Here is a 1,527-nt window from a genome sequence, read left to right on the forward strand (position 1 = left end):
TGCACCGGTTTGTTCGTCGCCGGCGAGACCGGGGGCATCGCGACCTGGCTGAAAATACGCGAGACGACGTGCCAGTGCTCAGAATCCCCTTCTTGGGGAACTACGAGAACTTGGTCGCCAATGGTGGGCGGCGCCACGATACCGGTGCCGGAGCCGACCGACACGGCGCCCAGAGGCATCCATCCGGTCAGCAGCCCCTCGGGCTGGATGGCCACGCGCACGGCGTGATTGGTAGGGTCGAACGCCTGCACCGTGGCGCATCTCGGCTGAGCAATCTGGTTTACGTGTGCAGCTACGCGCGCATGAATAGCGTCGAGAAATCGGTCCATGCGGATTGTCCTGGAGGCGTTCGCGGGTCGTGGACGCACGGCGAACTATGGTTTATTGATAGCATAACGCGCCCGCAAAGTCAATGTATTACGGGCGGACTGACATATTTCGGACGCTCGAAATGCAGACAGATACTCTGCTGGACCTCGGTTTCATTGACGTCGGCGCATGGCGTCTTGGCGACGATGGCAAAATCTATCTACACCTCGATGAAGAGAAACGCTCCGAAAGCCGCGTCCTGCTCGACATGGAGAAGGCACTGTATTCGTTCGCCGGGCCCGACGGTGAAGTTCTTTATATCGGCAAAACAGCCCGGGCTATCCGACAGCGGTTCAATGGCTACCGTACACCTGGCGGCCGGCAGCGTACGAACATCCGATGCAATGCAGCCATCCGTGAGCGACTGAACAGCGGACAGGAGACCAGGGTTCTGGTTTTTCCGATGACACTGCATTTGTCGCATCTGCGGTACGGCGATTTCCCAATCAACATCGCCGCCGGCCTGGAAGACGGGTTGATTGAGGCCTTCAATCCGCCATGGAACAAGTCCGGCGGCCGCGGTGCACCCGCGCTGACGGAGGATGCCGAGCGTGAGGTAGATGACGCCGAGCCGGCAGAGCTCGCACCCGTCCCCACTGATGCTGAGGAATCAGCAGCAACGACCGATGGAGTGCCGTTCACCGTCGAACTCGGCGATACCTATCTCAGCAAAGGCCATCTGAACCTGGGCCGGTTCGCGTCCCCGCACCTTGGCGAAAATGGCGAGGTCATCAAGGTCATCCTCGGCCGTCCCGACAAGTTCATCATCTCCAAAATCAACCGGACTGCGAACCGCACAGGCAATGTCCGGCTGGTGGGCAATCACCGACATATCGCGGACTGGCTACGAGAACGGTACGTCCTTGGCGATACGCTGCACTGCCGCGTGCTAGACAGGAATACGGTGCTGCTGCAGGAGCCACGGAACCGTTAACCCGGGGCGACTTGGCTCGCGGGGTCTGAGTTTTTCGCACGCACGTGCTGATGAAAGCCGGAGCTCAAATCGATGCCTCTGGTGATGCTGTCGACGTAGTATGTCTGGTCGAACGCGGTGCCCGTTCCGGTCAGCGATATCTGTGCGAACGGCGACATCTGCAGCTCGCCGGGGATATCGAACTCGCAGATTTTCTCATGCTGCGACAACTGAGCCAGCTGATG

At 59.7% G+C, this 1,527-nt stretch carries 3 protein-coding genes; 1 reads left to right on the top strand and 2 read right to left on the bottom strand.

The genetic code is table 11. The annotated features are described in order from the left end of the window. On the bottom strand, positions 1-329 hold a 329-nt coding region (locus FHR90_RS17145; RefSeq protein WP_183275558.1), incomplete at its 3' end, for a phage baseplate assembly protein V. A gap of 122 nt (positions 330-451) precedes the next feature. Here FHR90_RS17145 and FHR90_RS17150 point away from each other — a divergent pair. Beyond that, on the top strand, positions 452-1,303 hold the full coding sequence (locus tag FHR90_RS17150; RefSeq protein WP_176626481.1) for a GIY-YIG nuclease family protein: 852 nt from the start codon (positions 452-454) through the stop codon (positions 1,301-1,303). Here the strand turns inward: FHR90_RS17150 and FHR90_RS17155 are convergent. Continuing rightward, the coding region (locus FHR90_RS17155) for a hypothetical protein (protein ID WP_221188304.1) at positions 1,300-1,527 on the bottom strand (228 nt) is incomplete at its 5' end. The two genes, FHR90_RS17150 and FHR90_RS17155, sit on opposite strands and share 4 nt — an antisense overlap.

Origin of the sequence: Endobacter medicaginis, from assembly GCF_014192375.1 — a bacterium.
GTDB lineage: Bacteria > Pseudomonadota > Alphaproteobacteria > Acetobacterales > Acetobacteraceae > Endobacter > Endobacter medicaginis.